The 18526-nt window shown below is 30.8% G+C and carries 22 protein-coding genes and 1 pseudogene; 4 read left to right on the top strand and 19 right to left on the bottom strand.

Going from position 1 to position 18526, the window contains the following annotated elements; genetic code table 11:
- The first annotated feature begins 51 nt into the window (after positions 1–51).
- The 4 genes from MOV50_RS11270 to MOV50_RS11255 are packed head-to-tail and all read left to right on the top strand — an operon-like array spanning position 52 to position 2273.
- Positions 52–522 (top strand): nitrous oxide reductase accessory protein NosL, encoded by a 471-nt coding sequence (locus MOV50_RS11270; RefSeq protein ID WP_321778001.1) that lies wholly within the window; start codon positions 52–54, stop codon positions 520–522.
- Complete coding sequence (locus MOV50_RS11265) at positions 509–1048, top strand: PAS domain-containing protein (protein WP_321778000.1); 540 nt, start codon at positions 509–511, stop codon at positions 1046–1048. Before MOV50_RS11270 ends, MOV50_RS11265 begins: the two co-directional genes overlap by 14 nt.
- 2 nt (positions 1049–1050) lie before the next feature.
- Positions 1051–1539, top strand: a complete 489-nt coding sequence (locus tag MOV50_RS11260) for a right-handed parallel beta-helix repeat-containing protein (RefSeq protein WP_321777999.1) — start codon at positions 1051–1053, stop codon at positions 1537–1539.
- On the top strand, positions 1500–2273 hold the full coding sequence (locus MOV50_RS11255) for a NosD domain-containing protein (protein ID WP_321779671.1): 774 nt from the start codon (positions 1500–1502) through the stop codon (positions 2271–2273). The genes MOV50_RS11260 and MOV50_RS11255 overlap by 40 nt, the downstream gene beginning before the upstream one ends.
- On the opposite strand, the gene MOV50_RS11250 is transcribed toward MOV50_RS11255, so the two are convergent.
- The 19 genes and pseudogenes from MOV50_RS11250 to ligA all read right to left on the bottom strand — a co-directional run bounded on the left by MOV50_RS11250 (position 2236) and on the right by ligA (position 18526).
- Positions 2236–2538, bottom strand: a complete 303-nt coding sequence (locus MOV50_RS11250; RefSeq protein ID WP_321777998.1) for a Dabb family protein — start codon at positions 2536–2538, stop codon at positions 2236–2238. The two genes, MOV50_RS11255 and MOV50_RS11250, sit on opposite strands and share 38 nt — an antisense overlap.
- Entirely contained in the window at positions 2535–3095 is a 561-nt protein-coding gene (locus tag MOV50_RS11245; RefSeq protein ID WP_321777997.1) for an SLC13 family permease, read from the bottom strand. The genes MOV50_RS11250 and MOV50_RS11245 overlap by 4 nt, the downstream gene beginning before the upstream one ends.
- Positions 3096–3124: 29 nt before the next feature.
- A pseudogene (locus tag MOV50_RS11240) lies at positions 3125–3813 on the bottom strand (SLC13 family permease); the annotation flags it as partial.
- A gap of 82 nt (positions 3814–3895) precedes the next feature.
- Positions 3896–4786 (bottom strand): NAD(P)H-dependent glycerol-3-phosphate dehydrogenase, encoded by an 891-nt coding sequence (locus MOV50_RS11235; protein ID WP_321777996.1) that lies wholly within the window; start codon positions 4784–4786, stop codon positions 3896–3898.
- On the bottom strand, positions 4779–5450 hold the full coding sequence (locus tag MOV50_RS11230; RefSeq protein ID WP_321777995.1) for a TrkA C-terminal domain-containing protein: 672 nt from the start codon (positions 5448–5450) through the stop codon (positions 4779–4781). The genes MOV50_RS11235 and MOV50_RS11230 overlap by 8 nt, the downstream gene beginning before the upstream one ends.
- 35 nt (positions 5451–5485) lie before the next feature.
- Positions 5486–7006 (bottom strand): ion transporter, encoded by a 1521-nt coding sequence (locus MOV50_RS11225; protein ID WP_321777994.1) that lies wholly within the window; start codon positions 7004–7006, stop codon positions 5486–5488.
- A 7-nt stretch (positions 7007–7013) separates the two neighbouring features.
- Complete coding sequence (gene gatB, locus MOV50_RS11220) at positions 7014–8438, bottom strand: Asp-tRNA(Asn)/Glu-tRNA(Gln) amidotransferase subunit GatB (protein WP_321777993.1); 1425 nt, start codon at positions 8436–8438, stop codon at positions 7014–7016.
- 51 nt (positions 8439–8489) lie between these two features.
- Complete coding sequence (mnmH, locus tag MOV50_RS11215; protein ID WP_321777992.1) at positions 8490–9560, bottom strand: tRNA 2-selenouridine(34) synthase MnmH; 1071 nt, start codon at positions 9558–9560, stop codon at positions 8490–8492.
- Positions 9561–9630: 70 nt separating this feature from the next.
- Positions 9631–9753, bottom strand: a complete 123-nt coding sequence (locus tag MOV50_RS11210; RefSeq protein WP_321777991.1) for a hypothetical protein — start codon at positions 9751–9753, stop codon at positions 9631–9633.
- Between the two features lie 88 nt (positions 9754–9841).
- Entirely contained in the window at positions 9842–10027 is a 186-nt protein-coding gene (locus MOV50_RS11205; RefSeq protein WP_321777990.1) for a hypothetical protein, read from the bottom strand.
- 137 nt (positions 10028–10164) lie between these two features.
- Positions 10165–10818 carry an SHOCT domain-containing protein gene (locus tag MOV50_RS11200; protein WP_321777989.1) on the bottom strand — a complete coding sequence of 218 codons (654 nt, stop codon included), beginning with the start codon at positions 10816–10818 and terminating at the stop codon, positions 10165–10167.
- A gap of 109 nt (positions 10819–10927) precedes the next feature.
- On the bottom strand, positions 10928–12463 hold the full coding sequence (locus MOV50_RS11195) for a SulP family inorganic anion transporter (protein ID WP_321777988.1): 1536 nt from the start codon (positions 12461–12463) through the stop codon (positions 10928–10930).
- Entirely contained in the window at positions 12456–12719 is a 264-nt protein-coding gene (locus MOV50_RS11190; RefSeq protein WP_321777987.1) for a hypothetical protein, read from the bottom strand. The genes MOV50_RS11195 and MOV50_RS11190 overlap by 8 nt, the downstream gene beginning before the upstream one ends.
- 16 nt (positions 12720–12735) lie before the next feature.
- Positions 12736–13410: a F0F1 ATP synthase subunit A gene (locus tag MOV50_RS11185; RefSeq protein ID WP_321777986.1), complete on the bottom strand. Its 675-nt coding sequence runs from the start codon at positions 13408–13410 to the stop codon at positions 12736–12738.
- Positions 13411–13479: 69 nt separating this feature from the next.
- The gene (locus MOV50_RS11180) at positions 13480–14508 is read right to left on the bottom strand and encodes a tRNA pseudouridine(13) synthase TruD (protein ID WP_321777985.1); all 1029 of its coding nucleotides are present in this window, start codon (positions 14506–14508) and stop codon (positions 13480–13482) included.
- Entirely contained in the window at positions 14505–15326 is an 822-nt protein-coding gene (locus tag MOV50_RS11175; RefSeq protein WP_321779670.1) for a bifunctional riboflavin kinase/FAD synthetase, read from the bottom strand. Before MOV50_RS11175 ends, MOV50_RS11180 begins: the two co-directional genes overlap by 4 nt.
- Positions 15316–16023 (bottom strand): TlyA family RNA methyltransferase, encoded by a 708-nt coding sequence (locus MOV50_RS11170; protein WP_321779669.1) that lies wholly within the window; start codon positions 16021–16023, stop codon positions 15316–15318. Before MOV50_RS11170 ends, MOV50_RS11175 begins: the two co-directional genes overlap by 11 nt.
- Positions 16023–16565, bottom strand: a complete 543-nt coding sequence (locus tag MOV50_RS11165; RefSeq protein WP_321777984.1) for an outer membrane beta-barrel protein — start codon at positions 16563–16565, stop codon at positions 16023–16025. The genes MOV50_RS11170 and MOV50_RS11165 overlap by 1 nt, the downstream gene beginning before the upstream one ends.
- On the bottom strand, positions 16562–18526 hold the full coding sequence (gene ligA / locus MOV50_RS11160) for an NAD-dependent DNA ligase LigA (protein WP_321777983.1): 1965 nt from the start codon (positions 18524–18526) through the stop codon (positions 16562–16564). The genes MOV50_RS11165 and ligA overlap by 4 nt, the downstream gene beginning before the upstream one ends.

Raw genomic sequence — 18526 nt, 5'->3', positions numbered from 1 at the left:
TAGGCTTTAGCCACGGGGGTATCGGCATTTAGTGCCAGAAAGGAAATGAAAATGATAAAAATTATATTAGCCATAGTATTAGCATCTAGTGTTTTACTCTCTTATGAGATGAATTTTACAAAAGAAACAAAATGTTTAGTAAGACATATAGAAGTCTATAAAGACCCGAAATGGGTATCAAAAATTGAACTAACTAATTCAAAAGTTCTATTTTTTTCTAGCCCTAAATCAATGATAGAGTTTTATCATCAACCTGGAAAATGGTTTGATGTTGGGGTGAAGAGTGAGGCTGACTTTAAAAATATTTTAGTTACAGACTTTATAACACTAAAACCCATAAATGCAAAAGGTGCTTTTTATGTTTATGGAGCAAATATCATATCTCCGGCTGGAGATGACTTACCTGCTTTTTCAACCTATGCATCTGCTCAGAAGTATTCTAAAGAACATAACGGAAAAAGAATCATGAACTTTAAAGATATATCTGATGCTCTTATAAGACTTTTAAATGGACGAATATAAGATGAATAAACCAACTCCACTTGATATTGAAATTCTTTTAGATTCTAAAAGATATATTGTTAGTGAAACAGATGAAAATGGTAAAATTACATTTTGCAATGATTACTTCATTGAAGTATCTGGTTATTCTAAAGAAGAACTTATTGGAAAACCTCATAATATTGTAAGACATCCCGACATGCCAAGTGTTGTTTTTAAGCTTCTTTGGCAAACAATATCATCTGGCAATAATATAAATGCTGTTGTAAAAAACTTGGCTAAAGATGGAAGATACTACTGGATATTTACAGAATTCGAAATTAGAAAAGATACTGATACAGGCAAAATTATCGGTTACCATGCTTCAAGAAAAAGTATCTCTAAACATGTTATAGAGATTATTGCTGATTTATATAAAAAACTTTTAGAAATAGAAAAAAATGATAGTATTGAATCTAGTGAAAAATATTTAATAAATTTTTTAAAAGAAAAAGGCGATGATATTGAATTCTCAAATATCATGGAAGAGATTCATCACTTTTACTAAAAATGAAGATATTTTTATTTACGCTATTTATTGTAACATCTTTATATTCTAATATCCTCCAAGTTGCTATAGACAATGCTCCATCTGGTTCAACTCTTAAGTTGCCAGATGGCATCTATAGGGGCAATATAATCATAAATAAACCACTCACTATAATAGGTAAACAAAAAAATGCTGTAATAGATGGAAATGGTTACAAAGATGTTATTACCATCACAAGTTCAAATGTCATACTTAAAAATTTAACTATTATAAATAGTGGTGATAAAATGTATGAACTAAACTCTGCTATTTTTATAAATAAAAGTAGAAATTCTGAAATAAGCAACTGCAAAATTCTAAATTCTCTTTATGGAATAAATATGCTAATGGTTGAAGATTCTATAATATCAAATAACTATATTTCCTCAAAGAAAAAAAGAGATAAGCCAAAGAGGGGATGCTTTAAAAAATATACTACTCCAACAATAATCTTATACAAAACAATATAATTGATAAATCAAGAGATGCAACCTTTAGTTACTCAAATAATAATATCATTTCAAACAATACTTTTACAAACAATAGATTTGCTCTTCATCTAACTAACTCTCACAATAACACCATTGAAGAAAATAGTTATATATATAATTCTGTTTCAATAATGTTAATGGGTGCAAAAGATACAAAAATTTTAAATAATTCTATAAAAAGTACAAAAGGGGCTGCTGGAATAGGAGTTATGATAAAAGGTGTATCTAATCTTACACTTAAAAACAATATCATTAAGTTTAATGCAAAAGGTATATACATAGACTCTGAAGCAACCGAAGTAGGAATGAAAAGAGATATACAAAATAATGAAATATCTTTTAATAAAGAAGCTATCCGTTTTCATCTTGTCATAAGAAATAATACAATTTCAAATAATCAATTTATTGGAAATATTGATGATATTGTTAAAAGTACAAGGGGTTATAAATCTGATTCAAATATAGTTGAGTATAACTACTGGGATAGATATAGCGGATTTGATAAAAATGGAGATAATATCGGTGATAAACCTTACTATATTTATCAATATGCAGATCAACTTTGGCACTACAATAATAAAGTAAAGTTTTTTTATGCTTCTCCCATTATGTCCTTACTTAATTTTTTGAGTAAATTAGCTCCATTTATAGAGCCTATCTTACTTTTACAAGATTCTAAACCTTTGATTCAAGAGTATAATCAACCACTTTAGACTCAAGCGTTACACTTTTTATAAGCTCTACTACTTTTAAATGTTCACCGTGGACTGCGTAAGTTTTTAAATCTTCTTTTGTATCAAAAGTGCTATACAAAGACAAGTCAAAAGCTCTATCCGTTTTACTAAAATCAACTCCAACTTCCATAGATTTTAAAAATGAGATTAAATCAACTAAAGATTCTAGCTTTTTAACAACTTGAGCAATATTTGACTCTTTATTTTCACTCTTAAACTTAAACATAACTATATGAACTATCATAAAATACCTTTGAAGAAAAATTCTGCGATTAACACGATTAGGATTATACCTATAAAATTTAAAACCACGCCATACCTAACCATACTTTTAACATCAACTGCTCCACTACTCATAGCAATCGCATTTGGAGGAGTGGCAATAGGCAACATAAAAGCATAACTTGCACAAAGAGTTGCGACCATCATAAAAAGAGTGGAATTTATGCCAGTTTGCTCAGCAACAGAGTAAATTACTGGAAGCATAATAGATATCAGTGCAGTATTTGATGTTATCTCTGTTGTAAATGTGATTAGCATCGCAACTGATAAAAGTAGTAGCATCGGAGGTAAAGAGGTCATAACTATCAAGTAAGAAGCAACTTCATCTGCTAAACCTGTCCCGCTAAAAGCCTTTGCAATGGAAAAACCTGCTCCAAACAAAAACATAATCCTAAATGGGATTTTAGCTTTATCATCAGTCCAATCAAGAACATTAAAAGGTGGCATAAATAAAAGTAAACCCATACTAAGAAGTATTCCCGCTTCACTAAGTCCTAAACCTCCCCAAAAAGGCTTCATCGGTGCATTTACAAGAAGCAGAAGAATTAAAGCACCATCAAATACAAAATCTTTTTTTGAGTAGCATCTAGAGTCTTGGCATTTGTTTCTCTTTTTATAGGTGTATTATCAACACCAAAACTAAGAAGTAACCCAACTGCTATAAACATTAAAATAACAAGCGGAGAGACCATCCACATCCACTGAAAAAATGCAATTGGCTCCATACCTTTTTCACTCATAATCCCCAAAAGTATAAGATTTGGAGGTGTACCAATAGGAGTTAAAATCCCTCCAACACTAGCACCATAGGCGATAGCTAAAGCAAATCTAAGTTTTAATTTTACATCGTTTGTAATAAAAAGAGCTATCGAGATAAGTAAAAGTGTTGTAGTAGTATTTGAAAGAATTGAGCTTAAAAGACCAGAAGTTATTGCAAGAGAAAAAATAATACCTCTTGGAGTACTTGGAATAAAGAGAGCATCTTATCTGCTATATAAGTGTGAAGATTACTTTTCTCAACAGCGATAGCCAACATAAATCCACCTAAAAATAAAAATATTATTGGATGAGCATAATTTACAGAGGTTGCTTTTGTACTTAAAACTCCAAAAGCTGGAAATAAAACGATCGGAAGTAAAGAAACAACAGCTAAAGGTAAACCCTCGTTTGTCCAAAGTGCAACTAAAAATGCTATAAGACCCAAAAGAAAAGCTTGAGTTTGGTTAAATAAAATCATAGAAAGTGCAAAAGTAACAATTCCCACAAAAAAAGCTAAGGCTATCTTTTTTATTTGTTCTTTATTTTGAATCATTTATAATTCAACTTGACAGTAAATCTTTTAAAGATTCTTGTGGATTTTTTCCCTCTAACATCTTATAAACTTCTTTAGCTATTGGAAGGTATAAACCTTTTTCATTTGCAATTTTTTCTAAGGCATAACTTGTTCCTATACCCTCAGCAACTTCACCTAAATCATCAAGTATCTCTTGTTGAGATTTGTCCTTTGACAAGCCCAAACCGACACGAAAATTCCGACTCATAATAGAAGACGCGGTAAGAAACAAATCTCCCGCTCCACTTAGTCCAACAAAGCTCTCATCTTTTGCTCCATACTCATACCCAAACCTTTGCATCTCAACTAAACCTCGAGAGATTAATGAGGCAGCGGCATTTTTACCAAGTCCTAAACCTTCACATATCCCAGCCGCGATTGCTATAACATTTTTATACGCTCCGCAAACTTCTGCACCCATAACATCAGTTGAAGTATAGGCTTTTATAAAAGAGGGGAATAAAGAAGCAAATTTTTCACTTAACTCTTCATTTTTAGAGTTTACTACTAAAGCTGTTGGAAGAGATTTTAAAACCTCAGATGCAAAAGATGGACCAGATAAAAAAGCGATATTTTTATCAGGAACGAACTCTTCATATATCTCATTTAAAAATTTACCACTACTTGCTTCTATACCTTTAGATGCTACTAATATTTTTTGGTTGTTAAATACAAAGTTTTCTTTCAACCAAGAAGATACTTGCTGAGCAGGAACAGTTACCACTAAATACTCGCACTTTAAAATCTCTTTCATTGAAACAAAATTTTTAAGATTTCTTGGAGTTCTTGAACTTATGAGAACTTCATTTTTCTCACTTAAAGCAAAAGCCAATGCCGAGCCCCATTTACCTGCCCCTATTACGCCTATTTTATTCACTTTTATTTCCTATAAGTTTTTCAAAATCTTTTATATCTTGCTCATACCCAATAACAACAAAAATATCTCCACTTTTAATGATATGATGTTTTGCTTTTGAAGAGTATATAAACTTTCTTTTCATATCATCCTGCACAATAGCAATAACGATGATACCATGCTCCCTACTCCACTCTATGTCAGATGGGTACTTTCCATCAAGCACAGTATGTTCTTGTACTTTTATCTCAGCAATTTTTAAAGCACTATCTCCATAAAGAATATCATGAAAAATCTTAGTAACTATTGGTTTTTCTAATATCTCAACAATTGTATTTGCTGTTGTTTGAGTAGTTGGTAAAATTCTAGTTGCTCCAGCTAAAAGAAGTTTATCTGAACTCTCTTTATCTCGTGATAATGCGATTATGTTTAAATCTTTAAAAGAATCACGAAGAGAGATAGTCAAAAAAATATTTTCAGCCATATTTTCTAGGTTACAAAAAACTATACAATCATTCATATTATACTTTTTACTTAAATCATCCCAATTATCACTTAAATCAAAACTGTATTCATCATCAGAGTTTAGTTTAAATACTTGAATATTTTTATAATGCTCAGCTATATTATTTTGTATCTCTGAAGTAAATTCATTATCTCCAAACAATAAAGCATTATTTTGCATTAGAAGAGCCTCTTTTATTTAAGTATGTGCTAAATTCATGTAAAAAACTGAGTATTTCCTATAACTAAAAGATAATCTCCAACTTCTAAAACTATATTGTCCATAGGGTTAAAGAAAAATCTATCTTTTTCTTTTTTATAAATTCCTAAAAGAACTATTCTATACCTTTTATTTTCTAGTTCACCAACGGTTGAAATATTGTTAAATATTCTATCATTTATCAATATCTCATCAATATCAATACCATTATAATTTGTACGAAGTTCATGGATAGCTTCAAAAGCAACGGGCTGACCTACGAACTCTTTTGCTATTATACCTACTAATTCTTTTTCATAAAAAACTTCATTTGCTCCTGCAAATGTCAGCTTATTTTTATTCATCTTATTCATTAAAATTGATAAAATAAAAACATCTTTGTTGAATGAGCGAATAGTTAACGCCGTATAAATATTTTCAATATCACTATGACTTAAACAGAGTATTGCTTTGACTTGAGTTTGTATATTTATGCGAAGTTTTTTATAACTTTCAATAGAACCAGGATCATAATTAAGAGCTACAAAACCATCTTTAGTAGCATTTTGTGCCTTTATGGGGTCTTCTTCTAAGATAATGACTTTATTCTTTTTACTAAGTTTTTTAGCTACTTCTTTTGCCACATTTTCATATCCACAAATAAGATAAAACTCTTTTATTTTAGATATGTCATCTATAAATTTCTGGTCTTTTATCTCATCTAGTTTTTCTGTAAAAGCAGTTACAATAAGTGAAGTTGTAAAAGAAAATACACCAATACCTGCAACTATCACAAACATTGCAACGACTCGTCCTTCTTGTGTCACAGGAGTAATATCTCCATAACCAACAGTAGAGATAGTTACAATAGACCAATAAACTGCTTCAAAAAGAGTATCTATTGGCGAGTCTGGATTATTTGCTTCCATAACATAAATCAAAACAGATGATACAAAGATGATGATAGATGCAAACATTAAAAGTGTAAAAAATTCAAACTTTTTAGCTAAGATTATTGAAGTAAAAGTTTGAATACTTTTTGCATACCTAAACAGCTTAAATACTCTAAAGAGTATAAAGATACGAAGAAGTCTTAACTGATGGAAAAATGGAATGATTGCAAGTAAATCAACCATAGCTTTAAAAGAAAATATATACCTAAACTTATCATAAGATATGTTTTTTAAAGCCTTGAAAAGTCTAAACTTATCTCCAAGCATACTATCATGCTCACTTTGTTTTATGATAACTTCACTAACACTACTGCTTATCCAAAGCCTTAAAATATACTCAATAAAAAATATAATAGAAATAATATAGTTGTTGAAAAAAAGTAGATTATCATTTACATGAGATTTTACTTCTCTAATGAGAATTGCTACACTTATAAAAATAAGTGTTATCATAAAAATATCAAAATATTTTTTATATTTATAGTTACTGTTTTCTAATAGATCATAAATAGAGCGTTTAGAATTTTTATAAGAAGTTGATGTATTTAAATAATATGCAAAATCAACAACTAAACGCTTAATCATTTTTATTTTATCCTAATTTTACTTTTAAAATTTCATTTACTGCTTGAGGGTTCGCAGTACCTTTAGATGCTTTCATCACTTGACCAACAAAGAAACCAAAAAGTTTTTCTTTTCCGCCTTTGTATTGTTCAACTTTCTCTGGATTTGCAGAGATTATTTCATCACACATAGACTCTATCGCTCCACTATCACTTACTTGTTTTAAACCTAGTATTTCTATAACAGCATCTATATCTTCATCTTTATTCATTAAATAATCAAGAACTTCTTTAGCAGCTTTTCCACTTATGGTTTTATCTTCTATTCTTTTTACTAAAAAGCCTAGTTTATTTGCATCTACTGGAGAATTGGTTATATTTATATCACCTTTAAAACGAGCAAGAAGCTCAACTGTAAGCCAAGTAATAGCATTTTTTGCCGTTATGCCTTCTTTCATCATAGTTTCAAAAAAGTGTGCTATTTCAACGCTTGAAGTAATAACTCCTGAGTTGTATTCATTCATACCATACTCTTTTACAAACCTATCTCTTTTAGCATCTGGGAGTTCTGGAATTTTTGAGTATTTTTCAAACATTTCATCAGTAACTACTACTTTTAGTAAATCTGGCTCAGGAAAGTAACGATAATCAGCTGCTTCTTCTTTTCCGCGCATAGAACGAGTTTCTTGTTTTACTTGGTCAAAAAGTCTAGTTTCTTGACTTATTTCTTTTTCATAAACTCCATCTTCCCAAGCTTCACTCTGTCTTGTGACTTCTACTTCTATGGCTTTTTGAATAAACTTGAAACTATTTATATTCTTAACTTCAACACGAGTATAAAGTTTTTTATCACCTTTTGGTCTGATGGAAACATTTACATCAACTCTAAATGAACCCTCTTGCATGTTCGCATCACCTATATCTAAGTAACGAATAATAGAGTGTAGTTTTTTAAGATATGCCACAACTTCATCACCATTACTTAAGTCTGGCTCTGAGACTATTTCAAGTAGTGGCGTTCCCCCGCGGTTTAAATCTACTTTAGATATATCGCCTTCATGTATATTTTTACCGGCATCCGCTTCTATATGAGCACGATTTATTCGGATAGTTTTTTTACTACCATCTTCTAAGTCAATCTCTAAAGTTCCTCTCTCAACTATAGGAGTATATAGTTGCGTAATTTGAAAAGCAGATGGAGAATCTGGATAGAAGTAAGACTTTCTATCAAAAAATGATGTTTTGTTTATTGTAGCATCTATGGCTGTTCCAAGCATGATAGATTTATGTAGAACTTCTTTATTTAAAACTGGTAAAGCACCAGGAAGAGCAAGACAAGTTGGACAAGTATTTGTATTTTGTTTGTGGTTAAAACTCGTAGGACACGAGCAAAAAAGTTTAGTTTTAGTGTTTAGTTGTACATGAACTTCAAGTCCTATAACGACTTCAAACATAGATTTCCTTAGATAAAATTATTAATTACTTATTTTATCTAATTTTTGCTTTTAAGTGTCATATTTTGATAAATACTCAAAAATCTCTTCAGCCGAACCTCTAAACTCAACTTGTTGACATCGTTTTTGAATTTGATAATTATACATAGGATCATAATACTCACTTAAAAGTAATTCAATCCACTCTTTATGCGCATCCATAGAGCCTCTTTGTATCTGCTCATCAAGGGCATTATCAAATATTTCACAAAGAAGTTTATATCGCTGACCACCAAGTCTTCGCCTTATTCTATGCATTGCGCCAAGTATCACATCACTCCATTGCTCAATATTATTTTTATATAATTTTTGTGCTTCTAGTACATACTCAACGAAGGTTATATCTACTCTTTGAATCATAGGTGTTTCAAGTATGATAAGTGGAGCTTTTGAAAGATACTCTGCAAAAATATTAGGTATATATACTCTACCAATATGCTTGCCCTCATCTTCAAAAACTAAATATTTAAAGCCTCTATCAAGTTTTTTGATAAGTTCATAAGCCATATCATTTTCAAAATTTATCTGTGAAGGCTGTGGAGTGGTCTTTTTACCAAAAGATGAGCCTCTATGGTTTGCCAAACTCTCAAGGTCTATAGAATTTTCTAGTTTTTTAAGTAAAATTGTTTTTCCAGAACCAGTATGACCGCCAATAATAATTGGCTTGAAATGATTACATGACTCTTCTATTTCATTTAAAAGGTAATTTCTAAATGCTTTATAACCACCTTTAAATCGCTCAATATCATATCCTAACTGACTCAGCCATTCTTGCGATATTTTAGAGCGTTGACCGCCTCTAAAACAAAAAAGTTTGGCATCTGAATTGACTTTGATAAAATCCGACCATGCTTTAACACGCTTTTCTTTCACTTCGCCGTTTATTAGCTTATGTCCAAGTTTTAATGCCTCAGTATTACCTAGTTTTTTATAACATACTCCTATCTCATGTCTTTGCTTATCATTGATAAGTGGTAGATTTACAGAGTGTGGGAAAGAGCCTTTTTCAAATTCTGCGGGAGCACGAACATCTATAAGTGGCGTAGAATTTAAAACGATAGATCTGAAGTTACTATTTAACATTATTTACACTTTCACAAATATTTTCATTTATATAATCATAGTCATATATAGCTAATAAACTCAAAAATCATTATCCTATCGCTTCTCTTAAATATTTATACATCGGTATTTCATCGAAGACTTTTATCTTATCTAGTCTTTTGAGTTTTGCCATGTATCTTTCTCTTAAAACAAGAACAACTAACGACTTCAAACATAGATTTCCTTAGATAAAATTATTGATTATCTATTTTAACAAATTTTTGCTTTTATATATCATAAAGCAGATACACTAAAGCATATTAGAGAGCAGCTTTTATCTGATTGTGCATGTATTGATGCACTAATGATTGTATAATATTTTGATAACTTATTCCAGTTACTAAAGCTCTTTGCTTAAGTAAGTATATGTCACTTTCGGGCAGTCTTATACTTATAGCTTTCTTTTTTGAAATATGCTCTTTTGCCATCTGAGTATATCTTATCATTTCTTTTTTTACATTAGGTACACTTTTACTTCATCGCCCTCAATATACTCAAGTATTTCTTCTTCTTGTGTTAATTTTACATTTTTCATAATTCACCCTTTGTATAGATTTTATGATATTTTCTATAGTATTAATTTTTAAATACCTTCTAAGATTTTTTTTCTTTTTTCTAAATATTCTTCATTAGTTATATGACCATTTTCATATAAAAATTTGATTTTGGATAATCTATCTTCTATCTTTAATGAAGGCTTTGTAGCTTTATATTCATCTTCTGTAACTTTAGGGGGAGTATAATTTTTATAATATGCTACAACTGAAGCAACTCCATCAGCACATTCCTCTGCTTTTTCGAGGCTCCTTGTTCTGTAAACATAATAGAATGATTCATCCGTTATTAATTTTACTGTATACCATTGTTTAAATTTTCTACTCCAAAGGTCTAATTTAACATCTTTGATTGCAGAATAATATATTCTTGTTTCTAAATTCTTAGTTCTTGATGTACCACCGGAAGAACCAATAGCAACACCATTCAAACTTGTTGCAATACCACTTGATGAGTTTCTAGTTATAGTTCCATCACTAAATATAAGGCACTTGTCTGTTATTATAAAATCACTGACTTTCCATTGACGATGTTGTGAGAAAACACATTTCTCAGTATTTTCTCTAGCTTTTTTAATAGGAAGGCTTGAATTTATTTCATGCGAAATAACAACTTTTTTTCCACATCCAATAAATATAATCAACATAAAAAATGCAGATATATTAAATATACTTTTTGTCATACTAATTCCTAATAATTTTTTTATTTATATCTAATCTAAACCAACATTCGCTTGTGTCTCGTTCCATACCTCGATATGGAACTTATGGTCTTATTTGACTTTTTCTATGCTACTCTATCGCTTCTCTTAAATATCTATACATCGGTATTTCATCGAAGACTTTTATCTTATCTAGTCTTTTGAGTTTTGCCATGTGTCTATCTCTTAAAACAAGTACCACTTCTATCTCTAAGTCTTTGAGTTTTAGCACCATCTCTTCTAAAACAAATATCGCAGATATGTCTATAAAAGGGACATCAAGACAGTTGATAACTATCTTTTTAGTATCTATTATTTCAGATATTTTATCTTCAAACATACTTGCTGAACCAAAGAAAAATGCTCCATCAATGTTTACTATGCGTATATCTTTGTTTATAACATCATCTACATCTTTATGAAAATCAATCTTAACTTCTGACTCAACTGTAATCCTATAAACAATAAGCATAGATGCCAAAACAACACCAACACCAACTGCCATAATTAAATCTACAAAAACTGTTAATACAAACACTACAATCATAACTACTAAATCATGCTTTGGCACTAAGTTCATCATCTTTAATAGTTTATAATCAAGTATATCCACCCCGACCTTCATCAATATTCCAGCAAGAACAGCCAAAGGAATTTGAGAAGCAATAGGTGCGAAAAATAAGATTATAACAAGTAATGTAGCGGCATGTATCATTCCTGAGAGTTTTGTAGTTCCACCACTTTTTATATTTACAACTGTACGCATCGTAGCACCTGCACCTGCAATTCCACCTATCATAGAAACAAAAGTATTACCAATTCCTTGACCTATTAGTTCTCTATTTGAGTCATGTTTAGTCTTTGTCATGGAATCTGCTACTAGTGAAGTTAGGAGTGTATCTATTGTTCCTAAAAGTGCTAATGTAAAAGCCATTCCTATTATATTTTTAACTTGATTCATCTCAAAAGATGGAAAAGTAAACTCTGGTAAAGAACTAGGAATTTCACCTATTGTTTTTATATCAAGATTAAAAATGATTGCGATGACTGTCATAAAAACTAAAGCCATTAAAGAAGTTGGAATAATTTTAGAAACTTTTTGAGGAGTAAAAAACATAATGATTAAAGTACCAAAAGCAACAATAATGGAGTTAAAATTTACATGAGTTAATGTTGAAGGAAGATTTAGCAAAGTTTGCATAACAGAACCAAAGCCATCAAGTCCTAAAAATGGGTTTATTTGTAAAATAATAATAATCATACCTATTCCACTCATAAAACCAGAAATAACAGGATAGGGAATATACTTTACATACTTTCCAACCTTTGCAATACCAAATACTATTTGAAAAATTCCTGCTAAGAAGATAACACTCATAACCGCTTTTATATCGCCATGAAAAAGTACAACAGCACTAGCAATTACAACAGTCATCGGTCCTGTTGGACCTGAGATTTGTGTAGAAGTTCCACCAAAAAGTGAAGCTAAAAATCCTATGACTATGGCTCCATATATACCAGAAATGGCACCAACTCCACTAGCTACACCAAAGGCTAAAGCTAAAGGAAGAGCTATTACAGCAGCTGTAATACCTCCAAAAATATTGCCTTTAATATTACTAAACATCTTCTTTCTCACAAAGTTTTTCTAAGAGTTGCGTCTGTTTTTTTGATTCTTGAAGTCTTTTTCTATTAACAGTAAAAGCATCAAGAGCTAAAATCATAAATAAAGAGAAGAATATAAAAAGGAATGTTAAAAATAAAGAGAAGTAAAGACCAAAAACTATAAAGGTTTTAAAAGTAAGTAAAGCACCAAAAAGAACTACTGCCCATGAAGCTCCAAGCAAAAAGCCTATAATTCTATCGAATATATCTTTTTGCATGATATTTATGGAAGGCTTAGTGATCTTCCATAACTACTGCTGAACCAAGGTAAACAGTTGTAAGCATCATAAAAATAAATGCTTGTAAAAATGCCATAAAAGTAAGAAGTGCAAATGGAATCATTGGAAGTAACCAAGGAGCTAACATCAAGATAACCATCAAGAACATATCGTCACCCTTTACATTTCCAAAAAGACGGAAAGATAGAGAAACAAGACGAGAAAAATGAGAAACTATCTCTATTGGGAACATTAACCAATATAACCACCAAACTGGACCTAAAAAATGTTTAAAGTATTTGATAACACCTTGACGACGGATACCTTCAAAGTTATAATAAACAAAAACAACAAGTGCTAAAGTAAGTGCAAATTCTAAAAATGCAGTTGGAGCTTCAAAACCTGGAATAACACCAATAAGATTAGCGATACCAACAAAAAGACCAATAGTTGCGATAAGGGGAAGATAACGGCGTGCGTCTTCTTTTCCCATAACATCTATTCCCATTTGAAGAACGCCACCAAGATATGCTTCCATTAAGTTCTGTGTACCCTTTGGAACAAGTTGTAAGTTTGACATTGCAGATTTTACCAACATTAACGCTAAACCTGCTGATAATAACATATGTGTAATGTAGATAAATTCCTTGTTGTGAGAAATAATCCCGAAAAATGTAAACAAATCTGGCATAAAAAAGCTCCCTATTCTTAAATAATTACGGGATTATAGTCTAAGTTGCATTAAACTTTCATAAATTAATTATTTTTTTGCTTTAAGTTTTACATCTTTTGCACTAAAATTCTTTCCAGCGATTGATTCTAAAAAGACAGTTGCATAGGAACCTTTTGGCAAAGAAAATGAAATATTTAATAATGTTTGTTTTTTTACATAACTACAAACTATATCTTTTGGATAAATAAGAGCTTCTCTTCGATAACCTTTATCTTGTAAATATTCATCATCAAATCTATTTTCTATCTTCCCTGCTTCATCTCTTGCACGAAAAACATCTCTTCCACAAAGCAGACCGGTTGGAACAAGTTTTTTACTCTCAAACTCTTTTGTAGGCATAATTTTTGGAGTAGAAAGTTTAGCATCTAGAGATTTGTAAACATCTCCCTCTAAAAGTTTAAATACTGTTTCATCATTATCTAAAGTAATATTCACTCTTTCTCGTAACCAGTCATTAAAATATGTACTCTGATAGATGGAAACCAAAAATTTCTTTACCTTGGCATCTTCGATAAATAAATCCCCTTGAATCATCTCTTTTGCTTGATTTATGCTATCAGCATCCCTACCAAATCTTTGATAACCGAAGTAATTTGGTAAACCATTTTTAGCTATCTTTCTTGCCACTTTTTCAATTTTTCCAGCATCTATGTTATCTACAAAATGTAAATTTATACTAAATCTATTGCCAGTCAAATCACCCATACGAATAGAGTGAGAATGTCTAGTTGCACTCAAAATCTTTATCTGTTTATGATAAAATTTCTTTAACATCTTCTCGTAAGTTGCATCTACTGAAATGTACTGAGTTGTTGTTGCATGTTTGTCTTTTAAACCTGCGTAACCTATTTTTTGTGCCAAAACACCCATATACTCTGCAAAAATAGCCACCATATCCCAAGTTGTTAATTCATACTTTTGAATATGCAGTATTAAGTAGTTTCCTTTGCCTTTAAACTTAGTTGAAATAATCTCATCAACTATAAAATCTTTAGGTGTTTGATAAAATTTAAAATCAACACCCTCAACACTTTGTAAATATTCTCTTTTTCTCATAATGCTAAAATCTTTAATTTATTTAAAGCGATATTTATATCTTTTTTTATCGCTTGTTTTAACTCTTGTATTGAGTCAAATTTTTTATTATCTCTTATAAAAGAAATAAAACTAATGCTGGCTTTTGTATCACAAACCACCTCACCATCTAAAATATGTGATTCTATCGCAAAAGAACCATCTGTTGTAACTCTATGACCTATAAAAGATACAGAAGGATGATAATGTTCTTCATCATCGATGCGTGTTAAACTTACATAGACACCTTCTTTAGGAACTAAAAAGCCTTCTGTTTCTATATTTATGGTTGCTACAAGCTCTTTTTTACCGATGCCTTGACCTGTGATATGATGACCTCTTATTGTGTAATTATGCCCTAAAAAGTTATTTGCACCTTTGATATCACCTATTTGTATTTTGGCTCTAATCTTGTGAGAATGAACAGAGTCACCTTTTAAAGTTACCTCATCAACAACTTTAACTTCTCCACTAAAAAGTATCTTTAAATCATCAAAAGAATACTTTCTGTGCTTTCCAAAATGAAAATCATATCCAACTACAATTTTTTTAAGTTTTGGAAATTTGCTTTGAAGTAGTGATACAAATCCTTCTCCATCTAAATGGCGAATATTTTCTAAGTTTAAATACAAAATTGAAAAATTAGAAAAATTCTCTCGCTCTTTTTTTGGTGTAAGGTTTGCATAACCCGTTTCAATAACTACAATAGTACCATTTTCACCCATCTCTTTAAAAAGTTGTTGATGACCTATATGCATACCATCAAAGCCACCTATTGCTATTGCTGTGCTATTTTTCATAGTAGTAGCAGTATTCAAGATTGCCTTCCTTTCCAGTCAACTTAGAAGCAGATTTCAAAATCAAATCCCATCCTTTTTTCTTACATGCATCTTCAAAGCGTTCCATCGCTAGTAAGATTGCTTTTTCATCGATAACAACTCCATGATTATCTCGTTTAGCTTCTCGACCCACTTCAAACTGTGGTTTAAAAAGTAAAATAATTTTTTTAGTAGCCAATCTATCTATATCATCTAAAATATTTAAAAGTGATATAAAAGCTACATCACTAACTACTATATCAAAGTTTTTATTGCTTTTAAACTCTCTTATATCACAACTCTCATAAGAAAGAACTCTTTTATCATTTAATAAGCTTAGATGCAACTGCTCACGACCTACATCAACAGCACTTACTTCTTTTACTCCACGCTCTAGTAAAACTTGAGTAAAACCACCAGTAGATGCCCCTATATCTAAAGCTACCATAGCATCTACACTTAAGTTTAACTCATCTAAAAAAGCCTCTAACTTAAAAGCTGAACGAGATACATACTTTTTATGTTCTTGTACTGTTACCTCATCGCTACCTTGAACTTGAAATGAATTCTTTAGTATTACTTTAGAATCTACGCTTACAAGACCCTCTTTTATAAGTGTTTGAGCCTTTGTTCTACTTCCGATAGATAAATTTTTAACAAGATAATTATCTAGTCTGATCAAAATTGAATCTCAATAGCACTATATACAACACCTAAATCAATCCTTTTATCAAGGTTTCCTTTTTTATAATCAGTTTCATACTTATCATAAGCTATTTTCATACTCCACATCTTTGAAAATCTATATCCTATGCCACCACCATAAACAATACTAAAACCACTTGAACCCTCACTAGCACTCATGTTACCAACGCCTATTTTTGCATAAAAATCTAAGCTATCATCAAAAAAAGCATAGTGAACTAATGTACTTACATGCATTGCATTAAAAGCTATAGATTTTTCTACATTACTATCGTTTACTGCTTTATAATCACCACCTTGGTTAAAGTTAACATAACCTAACTCCACACTTAGATGCTTATTAACATATGCACCAGCATACAATACAAGAGTATCAGAATCCGACTCAGTAACCTCTTTATATATTCCATCATCACCATAAGAAGATAAACCATAACCTATACCAATATATGGTCCACCATCTCTATCTGCCAATAAAACACTACAAAATATTAATATTGCTAAAATTATTTTCATTTATTTTTCTCACTTAAATTATTTTTCATATCTAGCTCTGTTAAACACTTAACACCAAGATTTATTGCCTTATCATACTTACTTCCTGCATCTTCACCATATACTAAAAAATCAGTTTTTTTAGAAACTGAGCCTGATACTTTAGCACCAAAAGATTCTAACATCTCTTTAATAACACCTCTTGATTCACTCATAGTCCCTGTTAAGACAACTATTTTTCCTTTAAAAGGATTTTCTTGTGCTTCTATTTTCTCTACTGGCTTAAGAGGCTTTAAAATAGCTTCTAAATTCAGTATGATTTGTCTGTTTACTCTTACAAACTCTAAAACTGATTCTGCCATCTCTTCTCCGATGCCATCTATCGAAATTATATCTTCTTTAGATGCATCTACAAATGATGAACCAAAAGCTTCACTTAAACTCTTAGATGCTACCTCTCCCACATGCTCTATACCTAAAGAATTTACAAATCTCCAATACTCTGAACCTTTTGCTTTTTCTAAAGAGTCTAAAAGGTTTTGAGATTTTTTATCTTTAAATCCTTCAAGAGCTAAAAGTTTTTCAAGTGTTAAATCAAATAAATCAATAACACTTTTAACAAGACCTGAGGTAAAAAGAGCTTCCACTATTTTATTGCCAAGTCCATCTATATTTAAACATGGTTTTGAAGCAAAATAAATAATAGAATTAACTACTCTAGCCTCACATTCTAAATTTTGACACTTTAGTAAAACTCCCTCATCTAAAAGTTCACTCTCACACACAGGACAAAGTGTTGGTCGTTCATATTTCAGTTGAGTATTATCTCTTTCATGCGTTAAAACTTTTATAATTTTAGGAATCACATCACCACTTCTAAGTATGATGACTTTGTCGTTAATACGAATATCTTTTCTATCTATCTCATCAAAATTATGAAGAGTCGCTCTCTCAACTATTACACCTTCTATATTTGTTGGCTCCACTACTGCAACAGGAGTAACTGCTCCACTTCTTCCAACTTGAAGCACTATCTCTTTTACTCTTGTTATCTTTTCAACTGCTGGAAATTTATATGCAACTGAAAAGCGAGGGTTTTTAACAGTGTAACCCATATCTATTTGAGAAGCTATTTCATCTACTTTTATAACCATACCATCTAGCATCATAGAGTAGCTATCTCTGTCGTTTTTCATTATTTTATATATCTTTTGAATATCCTCAAAATCTTTGCAAATTGCACTTTGAGGAGGCTTTCTAAACCCAAGTTCATATATGTACTCCATCTTAGAACTTAACAACTTTTGATTTAAAGAATTCTCACCTACACCATAAGGTAAAAATACTAAATTTCTTTTAGCCGTTACAGATGAATCAAGTTGTCTTAGACTTCCCGCTGCTGCATTTCTAGGATTTGCAAAAACTGCTTCTTGCTCTTTTAATCGTGCTTCATTTATCTTGTAAAAATCATCTTTAAAAATCACAATTTCACCACGAATTTCTATGCGTTGTTTATGTTTTATACTTAAAGGGATAGAGCGAATGGTTTTTACATTTTGAGTTATCAACTCCCCAACACTTCCATCTCCACGAGTTATGCCTTTAAGCAATTCTCCATTTTCATAGATTAAATTCAAACTCGCACCATCAAATTTCGGTTCGCAATAAAACGAAATATTTTCATCAAGTTTATATATTTTTTTCAGCCATTTTTCTAAACCATTAGAATCAAAAATATCTTCTAAACTCCACATACGAGATAGATGCTTTGCTTTTGTAAAACCACTTGCAACTTCATCACCAACTCTTTGTGAGGGAGAGTTACTAAGTATTTTACTCTCATTGTTTTCTTCATACTTTTTCAACTCTCTATATAAGTTATCATAAACCTCATCTGTTGTTAAAGGGTCATCTAAAACATAATAATGCTTTGAGTAGATATTTAACTTCTCTACTAATTCTTCATACTCATTAAAATTCAT

This window comes from Sulfurimonas sp., assembly GCF_029027585.1.
GTDB lineage: Bacteria > Campylobacterota > Campylobacteria > Campylobacterales > Sulfurimonadaceae > Sulfurimonas.
The sequence above is the reverse complement of the archived record's forward strand: the minus strand, read 5'-3'. Positions and strand labels throughout refer to the sequence as shown.